The organism is Streptomyces krungchingensis (genome assembly GCF_054729265.1).
Genome location: NZ_JBPUKY010000001.1, coordinates 909485 through 922872, shown reverse-complemented (window position 1 = coordinate 922872; position 13388 = coordinate 909485). Strand labels below are relative to the sequence as shown.

Below are 13388 nucleotides of genomic sequence, written 5' to 3'. Positions count from 1 at the left end.
CCGGCCGGCCCTTGTGGTCGCGTCAGCCCTTGTGGTCGCGCAGGACGGCGAGGGCGCGGTCGGCGTGCGCGCTCATCCGCAGCTCGCTCCGGACGATCTCCAGGACCGTCCGGTCCTGCGCGATCACGAAGGTGGCCCGCTTCGTGGGGGCCAGGGAGAAGCCGCGCTTCACGCCGAAGCGTTCGCGGACGACGCCCTCGGGGTCGGACAGCAGGGGGAACCCGAGTGTGTGCCGGTCGGCGAACTCCTGCTGCCGGTCGACCGGGTCACCGCTGATCCCGACGGGACTCGCCCCGGCGGCGGCGAACTCCGCGGCCAGATCACGGAAATGACAGGCCTCGGCGGTGCAGCCCGGGGTGAGGGCGGCCGGGTAGAAGAACAGCACCACGGGGCCGTCGGAGAGGAGTTCCGACAGCCGCCGGTCCGTTCCGCTCTCGTCCGGCAGCGTGAAGTCCTCGACCGTGTCCCCGACGTTCATCCGGCCCGTCATGACTGCCCCTGCGCGTTCCGGGCGACGCCGCGTGCCCACAGGACCAGCGGCACCTGGAGCGGAAGGCGTGCCAGCGCCGCGGTCCGCTGCGGGGCGGGGCGGTCCCGCCAGTCGACGGCCATCTGCACGTTCGCGGGGAACACGCCGACGAAGAAGGCGGCGGCGGCACGCGCGGCGGCGCGGCGCGTGCGGGGCGACACCAGACCGGCGGCCAGGGCCAGTTCGGCGACACCGCTCGCGTAGGTCCAGGTCCGCGGGGCGCCCGGCAGGGCCCGCGGGATGGTCGCGTCGAACTGGCGCGGAGAGACGAAGTGGGCTACGCCCGCCGTGGCCAGCAGGCCGGCGAGCAGCAGGGGTGAGCGTTCCGACCGTGGCACGGGTTCCTCCTCAGGGGGACACTGACGCGCGATATTACTGGACGGTAAGTGGAAGGGAAGTGCGGGGTGCACGCGCTTGCGGGACGCGGACGACGCCTGCGTACGCTCCTTGCCCGCTTGCCCGCTTGCCCGCTTGCCCGCCTGCCCCTTCGGTTCGTCCGACCGGACGGCTTGCGCCCTCGACGGCGCGACCGGCTCGGCATCGCCGCGGACGCACCCCGGGCGCACGGTCCGCACACGGGGTGTGCGCGGTGGTGCGCAGATGCCTCGGCTCACTCGCTGCCGACGGCCCGAACACCTACACAAAATGGAAGGGTGAACGGGTCCCGCCCACCATCCGCATTGGGGCGGGGCCCGCTCACCCGGACACGTTCCGGTACGGCGTTCACGACGATGTGCGGGAATCCGCAGGAATTCACGGCCGACGGCGTTTGGAGTTCCCTTTCACGGTGAGTCGTGGAGGTGGATCACATGTGTCGAGGCAGTGAGGATGTGAACTGCTGTGGCCAAGGACCAGAAGGCCAAAGCCAAGATGGAGCAGGCCAAGGGCAAGGCCAAGGAGACCGCCGGACGCGCGGTCGGCAACGAGCGGTTGACCGCCGAGGGCCGGACCGAGCAGGCGAAGGGTGACGCCCGGCAGGCCAAGGAAAAGACGAAGGACGTCTTCCGCCACTGAATGCGTCACGGACGACCGGCGCCGCATCAGGTGGCAACGCGCACCGAATCCGGTACCGGACGTCACGGAATCCGGTATTGGCGGACAGATGCCATCCGAGACGCTTTCACGGGGCCCGCAGCGCGAAGTCGCGGCGGGCCCCGTGGCATGCGCGCACGGAAAACCGCGGTGAGCGGCAGGCGTCGTGCACGCACGGCGATCCCCGTGAGGTTCAGGCACGCGCAGCGATCCCCGCAAGGGCCGTGCGCCTGCAGCGCTCACCGGAATCGGCGGTGAGTCGTACGGCCGCGCCCCGCGAGAGCCGCTTCGAGCGGCGACGCCCCCGCCGGGTCGGCGTCGGCGCCGCGTGAGCCGCGTCGTCCCTCAGGCCGTCAAAGCGTGCCGAGACGCACTCGCGACGCCTGCCGCGCCACGCGCCGCGGCGGCTGCGGCCCGCACCGGATACGTGGTCTTGCCCGGATCCTCCAGCGGGTCCCCCAGCACGATCCGGCCGGCGGCGTGCAGCGCGTCGCATTCGTCCGTGGGCAGCGCGACATGGCAGCCACCCCGTCCGTCGCCGGTGCGGGAGGGCTGCCAATAGCCGTACCTGCGGCGGCCGTTGGTGTGCACGGTGAGGAACACCGGGAACCGCCGCTCCGTGATCAGCCGCAGGACCTCGGCACCACCGGCGCCCAGCGGCGCGTGCGGGCGGGAAAGCGCGCGGAGCATCGTCACCGGCCTCCGCTCAGGACTCGCGGCACGGCGCGGCGGTGCGGGGTGGGCGTCATCTCCATGCGGCCTTTCGACGGACGGGGCGGATCACCTGCCGTCTGGGCGGTGACGTTCTCGCTGCTCAGCATTGTTCCTCAGGGCACTGACAATGCGGTCGGACGGTGCCCGTGGGCATCGTCCGGAGCCCGCGGCGTGCCCGGCGCGAGGCGCGTGCGGCCGTTCCGGTCAGCGATCGTGGACCGCCGTCTCTTCCTGATGCGCCCGGGCCGCGAGCTCGCCCTGGACGAAGGGATCGTCGGCAGGGTCGTACGTCCCCGCGCGGTCGGCCAGGGTCTCGGTGATCCGTGCCCACTCCTCCGCGACCGCCCGCGCGAGGAACGCGTCCTGGCCGATGAGCGAATCGTCCTCGGCCGCCTTCCTGGCGGCGGCCAGCGCGTTCTTGGCCGCGTGATGTCCCATCCCCGTCGCCGTACGGCGTACCCGCGACCAGGCGGCGTGCTCCTGCTCGGAGGGATGCGCCCTGGCGTCGCCCGGGTCGCCGCCGGGGGCGGGGTCCGGCATTCGGTCCTGCTGCAGGCTCACTGCTCCACCTCGTTCGCGTACCGGCGAGTGATGACTCCTCAGGCAGTCCCGTCTGCCCCCGCGAGCAGCACCGACACCTGTCGACGGAAGAACGTCCCGCCGAGCGGTGGTCGCCCCCGGACCGCGGGCCGGGGCGTTCACCAGGGGAGGAAGGCGTGCACGTCCTTGCCGTCGGGCCGCGTCACCACGCTCACCTGGTCGCAGAGCGCGTGGACGAGGTGCCAGCCGATGCCCCCGCCGCCCTCGGCGGGACGGAAGCGGCGTGGGGTCGGCGGGGTGCTGCTGCCGTCGCGCAACGTCACGTGCACGCCGTCGCGCGTGATGGTGGGGCGCATATGGAGCTCGAAGGGGCCGGGGGCGTACTGGATCGTGTTCGCGGCCAGTTCCGTCACCACGAGCAGGACGTCGTCCCAGTGCTCCGCCGCCGACGGCGGCGACGCCCGCGCGAGGTCGCGCAGAAAGCCCTCGGCGGCCAGGCGCGCGTCGGTCACGTTCTGCAGCCGACCCGCAAAGGTCATGGTGAGAGTCTCGATCTCCGCACCCGACCGGTTCTTGTCCCGACTGGGTTCGATTTCCATCGCGCCTTCCCGGATCTCGTCGGCCGGATTCCGTACTGCTTCGCGGTGTGGGGCCCGCGGGCGCGGACCGGGACCGGCCTCCCGTCGCCCCCTCTACGCCGTGGTGTCCCGCGATCGGCGACGGGCCTCGCGCCGCGCCAGCGCCCGCCGTTCGGCCTCGCTCGTGCCGCCCCAGATGCCGATGGCCTGGCCCGTGTCGAGGGCCCAGCGCAGGCACGCGTCACGCACGGGGCAGGCCCGGCAGACGGCCTTCGCCTCCTCGATCTGGAACACGGCGGGGCCCGTGTGGCCGATGGGGAAGAACAGGTCGGGGTCGACGGATCGGCACGCGGCGGATTCTCGCCAGTCGCTCATAGGACCTCCTTGGTCGTGAGGGGTCGTACTCATGGGTTCGGTCCCTTCTCGGGTCACCCTTGATCGCCCGGATGAAACAGGGGAGGTGCGATCGGACTCCGGTGGCGCGGCCCCGGCCCACCGGGATCAGGCAACGCGGCCCGGTCCCGGACGGGGCCGAAAGTGCCGGTCCGGCACGGTGCGCGCGGCCGGGTGGCAAGATGGAATCCCAGGTGAACGCGGGCGGCGTTCCGACGGATGAGCAGGTGGGACATGGCGCACGAGTCCGGCGAAGTGTGGCAGGAGTTCTCCGTCGCCCTGGCGGACATGGCACGTGATCTGCTGGCTCAGGATTCGGTCCAGGCCACCTTGGACCGGATCGTCGAGCACGCGACCGTACTGATCAACGGATGCGACGAGGCGGGCATCCTCACGGTGCGTCGGGGCGAGGTGCGAGCCCTGGCGGCGACCAGCGACGTGGTGCGCATGGCGGACCGGATCCAGCAGGATCTGCGTGAGGGCCCGTGCTTCGACGCCGTCACCGACCGGCAGCAGCTCTACGTCATCGAGGACCTGCGCCGGCCGCACGAGCGGTGGTCCAGCTTCGCGCCCGAGATGACGAAGCTCGGCATGGGCAGCATGATGGGCTTCCTGCTCTTCACGGACGAGGACGAGCTCGGCGCGCTGAACGTGTACTCCCACGTGCCGCGCACCTTCGACGAGTCGGCCCAGACCGCCGGCTGGATACTCGCCTCCCACGCGGCCGTCGCCTTCTCGGCGGCCCGCACCCACCAGCAGCTCGGGGACGCCCTGGAGACCCGTCACGAGATCGGCGAGGCCATGGGCATCCTCATGGAGCGGCACGGCCTGAGCGAGGAAGACGCCTTCAAGGTCCTGAAGAAGGCCTCGCAGGATCACAACATCAAGCTGCGCGAGATCGCCCGCCGCATCTGCGAGACGGGCGAGAAGCCCACGTAGCCGGGGGCGGGACCTGAGCGACGGGATGCCGCCCGCGCGGTCCGGCGGGGGCGCCCGCCCGGCCTCGGGGCACCGGTCGCCGGGCGCCCCGGATCCTGCGGCGCGGCGCCCGGGTGTGACCGGGATGTGAAGGTGAGTGATCTCATGACATGGGCTTGCCGGAGGCGGGAAGGAGGGCTGCAGCCCGCCCGGCACGTCGGCCGGACACCGGGTGGCGTCGCGTGCACGCGGTGCACGCCATCGACATCGACACGGCGAGGGAGGCCGAGGCATGACGACCGTCGAACCGCTCCCTGACTCCGGCTCGGTCTGCGACGCGAGGCTGGAGCGCGAGCCACAGGCGGCGGAACGCGCACGACGCATGGTGCGGACGTTCGTCGGCGGCCTGCCGGGGCACGTGCCGCGGGACGTCGTCGAGGCCATCACTCTGGTGGTGTCGGAACTGGTGACCAACGCCGTACGCCACGCGCGCGGCCGCTGGTGCAGCGTCGCCCTCCAGGACATGGGGTACGGGGTCGGCATCTCCGTCTCCGACGAGGACCCCTCGCCACCCCGTCCGCGCCGCGTGGACTACACGGGGCAGGGCGGCTTCGGCTGGCCCATGGTGCGACGTCTGTCCGCCGAACTGACCGTGAACTTCCGCCCGGACGGCAAGACCGTCCGTGCCGTCGTGCCCTTCTGAGAACCCGAGGACGAAGCATCATTCGCGATCCAGCAGCGACACCCGCCGTGACGGAGTCCTCCGCCGGCCGGGAGCGTGTCGCGAACCGGCCCCGGGGGAGCGCGTGATGACCCGTGGCGGATGACGGGGACGTGCAGCACGCCGTGGAGCCGGGAGACCACCGTCGTCCGGGGCCCGGGAGCCGTGCGGACGCGGGCCGTCAGCCGGGGCCCGGGAGCCGACCCGACGCGGGCGGTCGTCCGGAGCCCGGCAGCCCCCCGGCACCGGGAAGCCGCCCGGAAGCCGTGGCGGGCCGGATCGCCGACGCCGTGGAGACCCTCGTCGAACTGTGGACCTCCTCGGGCGAGATGGTCACCCCCCGGCTGTCCGCCCACCAGTTGAAGGCGCTGAAGGCCGTCGGCGGCCGCTCCGAGCTCAACCTCACCGAACTGGCCGACATGGTCGGCATCGCGCTGCCCGCCGCGAGCCGGCTGTGCGATCGCCTGGAGGCCGCTGGTCTGGTGCAGCGCGTCCCGCACCCCCACAACCGGCGCGCTCTGCAACTCCTGCTCACGCCCCAGGGCGGCCAGCTCCTCACCGAGATCGGTGAGCGCAGGACGCTGAGCCTGTCCGCCGTCCTGGCGGCCATGAGCCCCGTCCAACGGACCGCGCTGGACGAGGGGTTGCGGGCGTTCCGGGACGCCCGCCGCTCTCCCGGCGCCGGCAGCGGGGCGGACGGGTAGAGCCGATCAGGAGCTCGCCCGTCCCCTCGTACGGTCGGGCCCCGTACGGTCGGGCCCCCGTACGGTCGGCCCTCCCAGGATCAGGCGGAGGCCCCGCGCGCCCGGTCCACCGAGGGCGCCGTGACCGACGACCCGCCGATGTGGCACAGGAGCAGACAGACGTCGTCGTCCCGCTGCGAGTCGTACAGCATCGGATCCAGGATGCGGTCGGCCGCTCGCTCCAGATGATGGTCCAGGTCGGAGGTGCGCTGGGCCGCGAGCGTGTCGGCCAGGCGCCGGATGCCCGGGTCGATGCCCTGGGCCCTGCGCTCCACCAGACCGTCGGTGTAGAGGGCGAGTGTCGACCCCGGCGGCATGTGTTCCGTGTGGTCGCGGATTTCCTGGTGCAGCGGTATGCCCAGCATCGCGCCCGGCTTGGCGTCCAGGACCCGCACCCGGCCGTCCGGGCCGCGCAGCACCGGCGGCGGATGTCCGGCGGCGGCCCAGGTGACGGTCGTCTCCTCGGGATGGAAACGGGCGATGACCGCGGTCGCGTACAGGTCGGGCTGCAAGTGGTGCAGGAAAGAGTGCAGTTGGGTGAGCAGCCGGCCCGGCGTTCCACCGGCCACCGCGTAGGCGCGCAGCGCGGTGCGCAACTGGCTCATCATGACGGCCGCGTGCAGGCCGTGGCCGGTGACGTCGCCCATGACCGCCACGAGACCCCCGTCGGGCTGCCGGAAGGCGTCGTACCAGTCGCCGCCGATGTTCAGACCGTGGGTGGCCGGGAGGTAGCGCGCCGCGAGGCTGAGGCCGGGGGTGGCCGGCAGGTCGGTGAGTAGGGCGCGTTGCAGGGTCTCCGCGATGTCCCGGCTGTGCTCGAAGCGCTGGGCGTGGTCTATCGCGATGCCGGCCCGGCGGGCGAGTTCGACGAGCATGATGACGTCGTCGGAGTTCCACCGCTCCCGCGGCGAGGTCAGCGTCACCACCCCCAGGGGCGCGGTGCGGGCCGGCAGCGGGATGCACAGCAGGGCCTGCGTCGGGTGCAGAGCCGACGGCGGATGGTCGTCCACGCCGGGCAGCCCGCCCGGGTGGTCGGCGGCGTACTGGGGGCGGCCGGTGCGCGCGGCGGCGACGGCGGCCGCGGGGTGGGGGTCCTGCTTGTGGCCCGTGCTCTCCTCGGTGAAGAGCCACACCTCGGCGCTCTGGGCGTAGGCGGGGACCAGGAGTTCCGGCAGGCGGTGCAGGATCTCCTCGTGGTTGAGCGAGGCGGTGAGGTCCGCGCTGGCGTCGGCGAGGAACGTCAGTCTGTGCCGGGCGCTCTCCGCCTCCGTACGGGCCTCGCGTTCGGCGGTGAACAGCTCGCGCTGCACCCGCCCGGCCGCGTCGAGTTCCGCGTGCAGCGCCAGGACGCCCTGGTTGGTCTGGTGCAGTTCCTCCCGGTGGAAGGCGACCAGTTCCTCCTGCTCGGCGAGCTTGTCCAGGACCAGCGAGGTGTCCTCGTCGGCGCTGAGCAGGGCATCGGCCAGGACCGTGCGGCCGCCGGGCAGTTGTGCCGGGATCGCGCCGCCGCTGCCGTCCGGGAGGCCGACCGAGGTCTGCCAACCCGGCTTGTCCGCCGAGGCGTTCGCCTCCTGCTGACGGACGACGGCCGTGAGCCGCCCGCCGCGCTCCCCGGCCGTGGGCGCCGTGGTCCGCAGGGTCAACTGCCAGCTGCCGCCCTTGACGAGGCACTGTCGCAGCTGCGCGCTCAGGGCGGCGACGAGGCGCGTGCGGTCGAGGGGGGAGACACCGTGGGCGGCGGCGAGCCGGGCCGTGGCGACCCGCGCCCGGGCCGCGTCGTCGACCGTGGTGATCTGCCAGGTCTGCGTCATGTCTGAGGGTCCAGTGGGGTGGGGTTCAGCACGGCCACGGTGGTGTCGTCCCGCACGGGGCGGGCCGCACTGCTCGAATCGCGCACGATCACGGCTGCCGACACGGCGGGGTCCAGGGAGACGAGGGAGGCGACGGGCGGGGGAGCCCAGCGGCTGGGCAGACCGTCGCTGTGCAGGACGAGCACGCTGTCGGAGGCCCAGGGGGTCCGGGAGCCGGGCAGCCGGGCCGGACGGTGCGCGCCCACGATTCCGGGGTGCGACAGCAGCGGCCGCCAGGTGCCGTCGGCGCCCAGCCGGGCACCTACGTTGCCGATGCCGGCGAAGTCCAGCTGTCCGGCGGCGAGATCGAGCCGGGCCACCGCGATCGCTGCTCCCCGGGTGGCGCGCAGCGCGCCGTGCAACTCCCCGAGCAGGTCGGGCGGTGGCAGGTGCGCACACTGGCGCAGGAGTCGTACGGCCGCGTCGGAGGCTTCCGCGGCGGCCGGGCCGTGGCCGAGCCCGTCGGCCAGCAGCAGGGTCACGAAGTCGCCGGAGCGTATGCAGGCCCAGGCGTCGCCGGAGTGCTCGGCCGCCCGCAGCGGGATGTTGACGCCGCCCGCCCGCACCGGGGAGCCCGCCGTGGGGACACGTCCGGGCTGCTGCTCCCCGCGGGCCGCGTGGACGCGGGCCACGGCCACCGTGCCCTGCCCCGGCACGGTGTGCACGCCGAAGCCGTCGGCGATACGACGGCAGGTGCCGAGTCCGGCGCCCAGCGAGGCCGTCGTCGAATACCCGTCGCGCAGCGCCGCCGCGAGGTCGGGCATGCCCGGTCCGTGGTCGACGGCCACGATCTGGAGCCCGGGGACCTGCTCGTCGCCGGAGACCGAGAGGTCGGCCACCGGGGTGTCGATCAGGATCTGCCCGCCGCCCGCGTGCTTGAGCAGGTTGGTGGCGAGTTCCGTGGCGACGAGCGCGGCCACGGCCGTGCGTCCCTGGTCGAGCCCGGCGTGGCCGCACGCGGCCTCGGCCGCCACCCGGACGTCGCGGACCCGGGTGGAGTCGTGGACGGGGATGTCCCACACACGCGTCATCGGCCCTCCTTGCGCGGGTGGGGCGGACCGCCGACCCAGCAGATCACCGTGACGGCGGTGCCCTCGTCGGGACGGCTGTCGATGGAGAACTCGTGGACCAGGCGCCGGGCTCCGCCCAGTCCCAGCCCGAGGCCCCCGCCGGAGGTGTAGCCGTCGCTGAGCGCCCGCTGGACGTCGGTGATGCCGGGCCCCTCGTCCCTGAACGTCAGACGCAGGCCCCGAGAGATCCCGTTCGTCAGGGCGGTGGACTCGACCTGGCCTCCTCCGCCGTGCACCAGGGTGTTGCGGGCGAGTTCGCTCGCCGCGGTGACCAGCTTCGTCTGCTCGACGAGGCCGAATCCGAGCTGGGCCGCTGCCTGGCGCACGTGCTGGCGCACCCACGCGAGATCCATGTCCGAGTGGATCGGCAGGCAGGCGGTGACGGAGCCGGAGGTTTCCGTCACGGGCTCTCCCGGCGTACTGGACTGTGGGGGACGGGCGCGGACGCCCGGTCGAGCATCTGCATGGCCTGCTGGGCGTCGAGCGCGGTGCGCAGACCGGGCAGGGTGAGGCCCAGCTCGACCAGGGTGATGGCGACGGCGGGCCGCATGCCCGCGACGACCGTCTGCGCCGCGAGCAGTTTCGCCTGGGCGGCGATCTCCGCGAACACACGGCCCAGGAACGAGTCGACGATCTCGACGCCGGAGATGTCGATGACGACGCCGGTGACGGAACTGGCCTCGATGGCCTCGCCGATGTCGTGCTGCAGCTGTTCGGCGGCGCGGTCGTGCAACTCGCCCTGGAGCGTGACGAGCAGGACGTTGCCGAGCTTGAGCACGGGCACATGGGTGCCCGGGGAGCCGTGGATCGGGCCGGTCATCGCGCGCTCGTACCGGTGCGGTTCCTGTCCACGACCACGCTGCCCTGCTCGTGCAGCGCGTACGCGAGGGCATCGGCGAGGCTGGCCCGGGTGATCACCGATCCGAGGTCGATGCCGAGGTGGACGATGGTCTGGGCGATGGCGGGGCGGATGCCCGACACGATGCACTCGGCCCCCATGAGTCGGGCTGCCGCCACGGTCTTCATCAGGTGCTGGGCGACGAGGGAGTCCACGGTCGGCACCCCGGTGATGTCCAGGATGGCGAACCGGGCCTGCTGGCTGACGACTGCGTCGAGCAGGCTCTCCATCACGACCTGGCTGCGTGCGCTGTCCAGGGTGCCGATCAGCGGGACGGCGACGACACCGTCCCAGAGTTTGATGACGGGGGTGGCCACCTCCAGCAGCTGGAGGCGCTGCCGGTCGATGAGCTCCTGCCCCGCGGTGAGTGCCGTCTCCAGGACGACCAGCCGCAGGGTTCCCAGCAGGGCGGTGAGGGTGACCGAACGCTCCTCGGCCCGGCCGGAGGGCGAACCGTCGAGTTCGGAGCGCAGAAGTTCGGCGACCGGCGTCCGCAGGGCGGCCACCTCGTCGGCGATCTGGGTGGAACCGGCCCCCGTGCGGGTGCGCGACGCCACCATGCGTCCGAGCTGGTCGCGCACGGCGATGAAGCCCGCCGCCCCCAGGTTCTCGACCTGGTCCGCCACGGCCACCGCGGCCAGCGCCTCCACCACGGCCCGGCAGGCCTCCACGGCCTCGTCCCGGGACATCGTGAAGACGGTGCGGAACAGCGTCTCGTCGGCCCAGCGCTGGGCGATCTGCTCGCGGCGGCGACGCAGGAACGCCCCCACCTCCTGTGCCGACGATGTCCGCTCTCCCGCTGCCTCGTGGTCCGCCACCTGCTCGTCTCCTTCGGATGTCTGTACGCCTGCCGGTGCCGGGACACCTGCCACGGCATGATCTCTTGTCGTGCGACAACTGTAGCCACGGCCTGTGCGCGGACGACACCCGCTCGGCTCGTGGAGATCATCTTCAGGGGGAGGGGGTTTCCGCGTCCCGCCCGGGGCCGGTCTCCGGGCCCGCTTCGGCCGGCCGGCGACCGTTCCAGTCCAGGCACACCACCAGGGCGTCGTCCTCCGGCTTGGGCCTGCCGCGGTGCCCCGACAGTTCGCGCAGGACGGCGCGTGGCACCTCGGTGGCGGGCAGCAGTCTCGTGGAGGTGATCGCCTTGGCCAGCGCGTTCTCCCCGTATTTCTCGCCGCCCGGCCCGGTGACCGCGTACACGCCGTCACTGACGAACAGCAGCCGGTCGCCGGGTTCCACCTCGAATTCCTGCACGATGTAGTCGGTCTCCTCGAACATGCCCAGCGGCAGTTGCGCCTCGAAGTCGACCCGCTCGACGGTCCTGCCGCGCAGCCGCACCATCTGGGGCGAGCCCGCGTCGATGACCCGCATGCGTCCCGTGGACAGGTCGAAGTCGAGCATGAGGACCGACAGGTACGAGGAGCCACGGTACTGGGCGTAGATCGCCTGGTCGGCGAGGGCCGCCTGGTCCTGGAGGGCGATGCCCGCACGCCGGGCGTTGCGCAGGGCGTTGATGCCCAGATTGGTCAGCAGCGAGGCCTCGATGCCCTCGCCCATCCCGTTGGTGATGTAGAGCAGCAGGCGGTCGGCGCTGGACGACCAGTCGAAGTTGTCGCCGAAGATCGCGTACGCGGGCTCCAGTTGGGCGCCGAGTTCGTACTCGGGCCGCGAGCAGGAACGCCCCGGGAGCAGCTGCCACTGCATCTCGGCCGCCAGCGTCAGCCGGTCCTTGCGCCGCGCCTGGAGGTACAGGTCGGTGTCCCGTTCGGCCACGAGCACCTCGTGGGCGAGGACTTCCGCGATGTCGGCGAGCTCGGCCAGCGCGTCGGTGTCGCAGGCTCCCTGGGGCAGCATGACGGACAGGACGCCGAGCCGGTCGCCGCGCACCGTCACCGGGAGGTGCACCTGGCGACGGTCGCCGCTGTGCGGTTCGGTGAAGGTCTCCTGGGCGCCGAAGGCCCGGCCCTGCGGGCTGCTGTGCACTCCCACGGGTTCGAGTGTGTGCGGCAGGACGGAGACGGGCTGGAGCACGGTGAGTCCGTAGTCGGCCATGAAGAGTTCGACGGACTCGGCCGCGTAATGACGGCACAGCACGGCACGGACCGCGTCCAGCAACTGGTGGGGTGCCGCCGTGCGCAATGCCCGCTCCGCGGCCACGAATCTGTTCACGATGTCGGATATGCCATTCTTCGATCAGGGCGATGCCCGGTCCGCGCTCCTGGGGAGCGGTTCGGTCGTTGATGGGTACCGCTGTCTATTGTTTGGTCGTGTGGGAGCCTTTGCAGGCTGACAGCGCGCACGAAGACTGGGAGAGTGAGACGGTGACTTCCTCCGGCCCGCGTCCGCAGCCCAGCGAGGTGGCTCGTGTGACCTCCGAGGCGGCCGAGCTGCTGGAGATTCTGTGGGGGCGGGCCTCGACGGCACCGGTCTCGGCTTCCCAACTGCGCGTGCTGTTCATCCTGGAGCACAACGAGGGAATCAATCTGCGGACGCTCGCCGACGCGCTCGGCTCCACTCCGCCCTCGACGAGCAGGCTCTGCGACCGGCTCCAGGCGGTGGGGTACGTCGACCGGAGGCCCAGCTCCACCAGCCGCCGTGAGCTGCGCCTCTTCCTCAGCCCTCGGGGCACCTCGTTCCTCGAGGAGCTGCGGACACGCCGCGAGCAGGCCCTGGAGGCCGTGCTGGCGCAGATGCCCGCGGCCAAGCGGAAGGCGCTCGTGGAGGGGCTGGAGGCCTTCTGCACGGCCGCGGCGGCGCAGATGCACGAGGACGACACGATGGGCGCCGCCACGGCCTGACCGGCACGCTCCCGGCAGGCGGGCGCCGGCCTGTTCCGGTTCCTGCGCGGCTGTCGTCCCGAGTGGGCAGCCGAGTTCACCCACTGCAATGTCCCAGGTCCTTTCCGCATTCCGACGTCGATCACTTTGTTGCCTCACGGCTACAGTTGTCAAATGACAACTATCGATCCCGCGAGCGCGACGGTTCGCCGTTGCCGACGGAGCCGATGGTGCTAGCGGGGTGTGGCGTCCTCGGCCACGAGGGCCAGCGCGGCGTCCACGCTGTCCGAGGACGCGATCGCCAGGTTGACGCCGGTCAGGTCGAGGACGCGCCGGACGGCCGGCGCGGGCGAGACGAGGCGTATGCTGCCGCCCGCCAGCCGGGTCTCCTCGAGGGCCTTGAGTATGGCGTTGATGCCGGACGAGTCCATGAACGGGACCGAGGCCAGGTCGATCAGCAGGTGCCGGCGCCCGGCGCGGACCTGGTCGGACAGATGATGACGGAGTTCGGGGGCGGTCTCGACGTCCAGGTCCCCTTCGACGGTGACCAGGGCGATGCCCTCCCGGGGCAGTGTCACGTCGATGGACACGGGAGCTGGTTCGGCCGGCACGGTTCCCTCCA

The 13388-nt window shown here is 72.3% G+C and carries 18 protein-coding genes; 5 read left to right on the top strand and 13 right to left on the bottom strand.

Annotated elements, in window-relative coordinates:
- Positions 1-22: 22 nt before the first annotated feature.
- Positions 23-490 (bottom strand): peroxiredoxin, encoded by a 468-nt coding sequence (locus ACSYGO_RS04290; protein ID WP_095932136.1) that lies wholly within the window; start codon positions 488-490, stop codon positions 23-25.
- Positions 487-867, bottom strand: coding sequence for a DoxX family protein (locus tag ACSYGO_RS04285; RefSeq protein ID WP_426679972.1), 381 nt, complete (start codon positions 865-867; stop codon positions 487-489). Before ACSYGO_RS04285 ends, ACSYGO_RS04290 begins: the two co-directional genes overlap by 4 nt.
- Positions 868-1369: 502 nt before the next feature.
- Here ACSYGO_RS04285 and ACSYGO_RS04280 point away from each other — a divergent pair.
- Positions 1370-1543 (top strand): CsbD family protein, encoded by a 174-nt coding sequence (locus ACSYGO_RS04280; protein ID WP_078629094.1) that lies wholly within the window; start codon positions 1370-1372, stop codon positions 1541-1543.
- 363 nt (positions 1544-1906) lie between these two features.
- Here ACSYGO_RS04280 and ACSYGO_RS04275 read toward each other — a convergent pair whose 3' ends face one another.
- From ACSYGO_RS04275 to ACSYGO_RS04260, 4 genes are all read right to left on the bottom strand, one after another.
- Positions 1907-2251 (bottom strand): hypothetical protein, encoded by a 345-nt coding sequence (locus ACSYGO_RS04275; RefSeq protein WP_432189280.1) that lies wholly within the window; start codon positions 2249-2251, stop codon positions 1907-1909.
- A gap of 228 nt (positions 2252-2479) precedes the next feature.
- Positions 2480-2836 (bottom strand): hypothetical protein, encoded by a 357-nt coding sequence (locus ACSYGO_RS04270; protein WP_426679974.1) that lies wholly within the window; start codon positions 2834-2836, stop codon positions 2480-2482.
- A 137-nt stretch (positions 2837-2973) separates the two neighbouring features.
- On the bottom strand, positions 2974-3354 hold the full coding sequence (locus tag ACSYGO_RS04265; protein ID WP_432189281.1) for an ATP-binding protein: 381 nt from the start codon (positions 3352-3354) through the stop codon (positions 2974-2976).
- Between the two features lie 153 nt (positions 3355-3507).
- On the bottom strand, positions 3508-3768 hold the full coding sequence (locus ACSYGO_RS04260) for a WhiB family transcriptional regulator (RefSeq protein ID WP_426679976.1): 261 nt from the start codon (positions 3766-3768) through the stop codon (positions 3508-3510).
- A gap of 252 nt (positions 3769-4020) precedes the next feature.
- Here ACSYGO_RS04260 and ACSYGO_RS04255 point away from each other — a divergent pair, with 252 nt between their 5' ends.
- From ACSYGO_RS04255 to ACSYGO_RS04245, 3 genes are all read left to right on the top strand, one after another.
- A complete protein-coding gene (locus ACSYGO_RS04255; RefSeq protein WP_426679977.1) occupies positions 4021-4725 on the top strand; it encodes a GAF and ANTAR domain-containing protein in 705 nt (234 codons plus the stop codon).
- A gap of 271 nt (positions 4726-4996) precedes the next feature.
- Entirely contained in the window at positions 4997-5407 is a 411-nt protein-coding gene (locus tag ACSYGO_RS04250; RefSeq protein ID WP_095932128.1) for an ATP-binding protein, read from the top strand.
- 284 nt (positions 5408-5691) lie between these two features.
- Positions 5692-6129: a MarR family winged helix-turn-helix transcriptional regulator gene (locus ACSYGO_RS04245; protein ID WP_460385795.1), complete on the top strand. Its 438-nt coding sequence runs from the start codon at positions 5692-5694 to the stop codon at positions 6127-6129.
- 80 nt (positions 6130-6209) lie between these two features.
- Here ACSYGO_RS04245 and ACSYGO_RS04240 read toward each other — a convergent pair whose 3' ends face one another.
- The 6 genes from ACSYGO_RS04240 to ACSYGO_RS04215 form a co-directional block, all read right to left on the bottom strand.
- Complete coding sequence (locus ACSYGO_RS04240) at positions 6210-7979, bottom strand: PP2C family protein-serine/threonine phosphatase (RefSeq protein WP_426679979.1); 1770 nt, start codon at positions 7977-7979, stop codon at positions 6210-6212.
- Complete coding sequence (locus tag ACSYGO_RS04235) at positions 7976-9049, bottom strand: anti-sigma regulatory factor (protein ID WP_432176051.1); 1074 nt, start codon at positions 9047-9049, stop codon at positions 7976-7978. Before ACSYGO_RS04235 ends, ACSYGO_RS04240 begins: the two co-directional genes overlap by 4 nt.
- Entirely contained in the window at positions 9046-9441 is a 396-nt protein-coding gene (locus ACSYGO_RS04230; RefSeq protein WP_426680034.1) for an anti-sigma regulatory factor, read from the bottom strand. Before ACSYGO_RS04230 ends, ACSYGO_RS04235 begins: the two co-directional genes overlap by 4 nt.
- Before the next feature lie 47 nt (positions 9442-9488).
- On the bottom strand, positions 9489-9908 hold the full coding sequence (locus ACSYGO_RS04225) for an STAS domain-containing protein (protein WP_432176052.1): 420 nt from the start codon (positions 9906-9908) through the stop codon (positions 9489-9491).
- Positions 9905-10804 carry an STAS domain-containing protein gene (locus ACSYGO_RS04220; RefSeq protein WP_432176053.1) on the bottom strand — a complete coding sequence of 300 codons (900 nt, stop codon included), beginning with the start codon at positions 10802-10804 and terminating at the stop codon, positions 9905-9907. Before ACSYGO_RS04220 ends, ACSYGO_RS04225 begins: the two co-directional genes overlap by 4 nt.
- A gap of 133 nt (positions 10805-10937) precedes the next feature.
- On the bottom strand, positions 10938-12158 hold the full coding sequence (locus ACSYGO_RS04215; protein ID WP_432176054.1) for a PP2C family protein-serine/threonine phosphatase: 1221 nt from the start codon (positions 12156-12158) through the stop codon (positions 10938-10940).
- A gap of 197 nt (positions 12159-12355) precedes the next feature.
- Between ACSYGO_RS04215 and ACSYGO_RS04210 the strand changes: the two genes are divergently transcribed.
- Positions 12356-12787, top strand: coding sequence for a MarR family transcriptional regulator (locus ACSYGO_RS04210; RefSeq protein ID WP_426679984.1), 432 nt, complete (start codon positions 12356-12358; stop codon positions 12785-12787).
- 212 nt (positions 12788-12999) lie between these two features.
- On the opposite strand, the gene ACSYGO_RS04205 is transcribed toward ACSYGO_RS04210, so the two are convergent.
- On the bottom strand, positions 13000-13377 hold the full coding sequence (locus ACSYGO_RS04205) for an STAS domain-containing protein (RefSeq protein WP_435225415.1): 378 nt from the start codon (positions 13375-13377) through the stop codon (positions 13000-13002).
- Positions 13378-13388 lie beyond the last annotated feature (11 nt).

Coding starts and splice junctions, on each gene's coding strand:
- ACSYGO_RS04290 (WP_095932136.1), bottom strand. CDS start 490: ATGACGGGCCGGATGAACGTCGGGGACACGGTCGAGGACTTCACGCTG.
- ACSYGO_RS04275 (WP_432189280.1), bottom strand. CDS start 2,251: ATGCTCCGCGCGCTTTCCCGCCCGCACGCGCCGCTGGGCGCCGGTGGT.
- ACSYGO_RS04265 (WP_432189281.1), bottom strand. CDS start 3,354: ATGACCTTTGCGGGTCGGCTGCAGAACGTGACCGACGCGCGCCTGGCC.
- ACSYGO_RS04260 (WP_426679976.1), bottom strand. CDS start 3,768: ATGAGCGACTGGCGAGAATCCGCCGCGTGCCGATCCGTCGACCCCGAC.
- ACSYGO_RS04255 (WP_426679977.1), top strand. CDS start 4,021: ATGGCGCACGAGTCCGGCGAAGTGTGGCAGGAGTTCTCCGTCGCCCTG.
- ACSYGO_RS04250 (WP_095932128.1), top strand. CDS start 4,997: ATGACGACCGTCGAACCGCTCCCTGACTCCGGCTCGGTCTGCGACGCG.
- ACSYGO_RS04240 (WP_426679979.1), bottom strand. CDS start 7,979: ATGACGCAGACCTGGCAGATCACCACGGTCGACGACGCGGCCCGGGCG.
- ACSYGO_RS04235 (WP_432176051.1), bottom strand. CDS start 9,049: ATGACGCGTGTGTGGGACATCCCCGTCCACGACTCCACCCGGGTCCGC.
- ACSYGO_RS04230 (WP_426680034.1), bottom strand. CDS start 9,441: ATGGATCTCGCGTGGGTGCGCCAGCACGTGCGCCAGGCAGCGGCCCAG.
- ACSYGO_RS04225 (WP_432176052.1), bottom strand. CDS start 9,908: ATGACCGGCCCGATCCACGGCTCCCCGGGCACCCATGTGCCCGTGCTC.